Source organism: Synechococcus sp. R8-2 (assembly GCF_047461715.1).
GTDB lineage: Bacteria > Cyanobacteriota > Cyanobacteriia > Thermostichales > Thermostichaceae > Thermostichus.
Genome location: NZ_JANSHQ010000407.1, coordinates 1 through 2,671, shown reverse-complemented (window position 1 = coordinate 2,671; position 2,671 = coordinate 1). Strand labels below are relative to the sequence as shown.

2 protein-coding genes are annotated in these 2,671 nt (G+C 49.3%); both read right to left on the bottom strand.

Features of this window, described 5'->3' with window-relative positions; translation table 11 throughout:
• Positions 1 to 135: 135 nt before the first annotated feature.
• Positions 136 to 1,101 (bottom strand): glycosyltransferase family 2 protein, encoded by a 966-nt coding sequence (locus NW819_RS09935; protein ID WP_414413638.1) that lies wholly within the window; start codon positions 1,099 to 1,101, stop codon positions 136 to 138.
• 17 nt (positions 1,102 to 1,118) lie between these two features.
• Positions 1,119 to 2,018, bottom strand: coding sequence for a 2OG-Fe(II) oxygenase (locus tag NW819_RS09930; protein WP_414413637.1), 900 nt, complete (start codon positions 2,016 to 2,018; stop codon positions 1,119 to 1,121).
• Positions 2,019 to 2,671: the final 653 nt, after the last annotated feature.

The following is a 2,671-nucleotide window of genomic DNA, read 5'->3' as shown; positions in this document are numbered from 1 at the left end:
GGCTACCTTTGTTGGTAAGAGCTGTAACGTCTTTGAATAATTTCTCTTTTCACTTCAAGTACTCCATGGCTCCCTATAGGGAGCCTTTTTCTTACCCTGACTAGTCTCGCACTGGAGAGCGGATAAGAGCTCAGACTAAACCGGTGAGGTAGAGAGAGATGACAGTAGCTGGGAAGGGTAGCAAATGCGTGTGAGAATGCCGTTTTCCATGAGGCTTTGACTGGCTTCAGGATTGTTGTAAAGTATAAACTCCTGATAGAGAGCTTCCATGCGAGTTCTATCTCCCGAGCAGTAAGCATCCCGTGAGGTTAAGTGAAAAGGCACCCGAATAGGATTAGACTTGGAGCGCCACCAGTAGTCGGGAAAGTTTCCCAGTTGGGCGTATTTTTTATAGTAGTTCTGGAATCCGCAGTTCAAGTAGTGCAAAATAGAGGGAGACGACGTTACTAGAGGATGATCCCCTGGAATATCAAAGCTATGTACGCTGTTAGGCAGAAGAGAGGGATAGATCCGAGCTGCTGACTTTCCATTCTGGTAAGCCAAAAAGTATTGACTCTTACTAGAGATCTTCTGAAACTGGGTATAGAATCCGGGATCCAAAATAGCAGGGTTTCTCTTAAATAAAGTGACCTCGCGGAAGTAGTCTTCGATCTCAAACGCTTCGGGAGCTGCTTCGTGGTTTAGAAACGTAACTTGAAATATGTCGTCGCTTACTCGATCAAACCAATTTGGAGCCGTTGTCTGGCCAGGATAAAAAAGCTCGTCTCCGTCAATACGAAGAATCCAGTCCATGTTTTGATCCAAGGCAAGTTGTATAGCCGTTTCTACGTTAAGGATCTGGCGAGCCATGACCTCATAGCCAACATGAGGGCCATATTTTGGGTAGAGAACATTCCCCAATGCTTGTTGGACTTGCAAAGCTTCATCGTTGGGAATAGCCGTTACATCGGAAAACTGAAGTGCCACCTGAATAGCGGGATCCTCTGGATCGTCAAAGAAGATATAAATATGGGCAATTCCAAGGGCAAGGTGATAGCGAATGAACGACTCCAAGCACACGCCTGGATCCCGAACAGTGGTAATTATGCAAACTCTGGCCATGGTGGAGCTGCAAGCCTTTAGGTGAATTGCTTGGCTCCTAGCCAAGTATTGATAGTGAAGCGGCTATCGGCAAAGGCTTGGCTAGGGCTAAATACCGGCAGGATTTCATGTAGGCAACTGCTGGAGAAGAAGACGATGCTGTTATTTGTAGGGGTTACCTCATCGTATGCCCCGTGCAGGATTGGTGGATGAGGTTTTTGCCTTTGGGTATCGTAGATGCGCAGCTCACCTCCTCGATAAGGCTTTGGCTCTTTGTGGAAGTAATATACGCAGCTCACCTGGCGGAAGGCAGTTTGTGGGTAGGAGTTATCGGTGTGGGCGGTAAAGAAGCAGCCATCATGGCTGGCAATCATCTCCATCTCAAAGATTTGAATGTCAAAGTTCTCAATGCCTAGCTCAGCAAAAATCTGGGGAGCAACAGCCGCAATTTTTTCTCGCAGCAGGGATCCATGCTCCTGAAAGTAAGCGAAGTCCAGCCTCAGGGAGCGGCGAAATTTTAGTGACTCTGCCTCGGTGTTGCTCTTGCTGTAGCTCTTGGAAGGGATAAACTTGTCTTGGTGGGTAATGGCATGTTGGAGAATGGCTTGGTTGAGCTCTTGAGGCAGGAAGTTGTCCAGCTTGATGTATTTACAGGGGTAAAACCGGTTGGGTTCTGAGGGATCCGGCTGGGTAAAAGTCAGGAATACCGGGTTAGCTGCCAGCAGTGATCCAGGGCTAATTGCTTGGATGTGAGCGAGATCCTGCTCGGTTAACCCTTTGTGCTGGGGATCCCAAGTGAGGAGATGGATCCCTTGGCCTAGATTGGGCAAAACCTTCTGCAGATGAAAACTGGGATCTATCCCCATCAAATCTAGGTTGGCTTGGGCTATGGCTCCGTAGCGGCAATGGTTGACCAAGTATAGGGCTGAGTCGGCCAAGTAATCCCGCAGTAGCAAAGACTGAAGCAGACAGGTACGGTAGTCCGTGAGTTCAGTCCAGAAACAAACGCCAATCTGGGTCTCTGGGAAACATTGACCGAGATCTGCCAAAAGGGCAGGAATGGGGCCTTCTAGGAGTAGAACCCGTTCTTCTAATCCCAACTGAGAAATTTGGGTTTGGATATCTTCTGTGCTGATTGACTTTTCGGATGAGCTCTGTAGGGGATTCCGTAGAATCACTGCTAACTTTTCAGGATAGCGAAGCATTGCCTGCAAAACAGCTGCGGACTCTTCCCAGCCAATCTGGCAGAAGATTTGCTGGCTAGGAAGGCAGGCTAAAGCCCAATCTAAGAGCTGGGTGAGACTCTGAGCTTGCTCCAGTTCTAGGAGAAGATCCTGAGCAAGGTCTTGGCAATCCATGGGGAGGGATCCCTGACGTCTGCTCTAGCTTAATGTACCCGGATCCACCCCCAGTTCTCACAACTTTTAGGCCAGGCGCTCAGCCCTTTGCTGCTCCAGTTCAGCCTTGGCAGGCATCAGTTCCCCAGCGGCAGTGGCCCACAGAATCCAGGTGGCCTCCTACCCTCCCACTTCGCTGGGTACAGCCTCAAAACCTCGCTCGGCATGAGTGGTGGAGATGAGCAAGTCCATCT

What these genes read in the sequence shown, in the direction of transcription:
- NW819_RS09935 (WP_414413638.1), bottom strand. Translation starts at nt 1,101, where the DNA reads ATGGCCAGAGTTTGCATAATTACCACTGTTCGGGATCCAGGCGTGTGC.